Raw genomic sequence first — 346 nt, 5'->3', positions numbered from 1 at the left:
ACCTGTCGCTGCGCGAAGGCGAAATCGTCGGGCTGCTCGGCCGTTCGGGGTCGGGCAAGTCGACGCTGTTGCGCATCATCGCCGGGCTGATCGAGCCGACCGACGGCGAAGTCACGTATATGGGCAAGCCGCTCGACGGGCCCGCCGAAGGCGTCGCGATGGTGTTCCAGACCTTCGCGCTGTTTCCGTGGCTCACGGTGCTGCAGAACGTCGAGGCGGGGCTCGAAGCGCAGGGCGTGCCCGCGCGCGAGCGGCGCGAACGCGCGCTGGCGGCGATCGACCTGATCGGTCTGGACGGTTTCGAGAATGCGTATCCGCGCGAGCTGTCGGGCGGCATGCGCCAGCG

1 protein-coding gene is annotated in these 346 nt (G+C 69.4%); it reads left to right on the top strand.

All coding sequences use genetic code 11. The features are described 5' to 3' along the window. Window positions 1–346, top strand: a 346-nt coding sequence (locus tag ACYPXD_RS24345) for an ABC transporter ATP-binding protein (protein ID WP_459717080.1), incomplete at both ends; no start/stop codon positions are given.

Source organism: Paraburkholderia sp. 2C (genome assembly GCF_054589215.1).
Note: the sequence above shows the minus strand (reverse complement) of the source record. Positions and strands in the feature narration are given on the sequence as shown.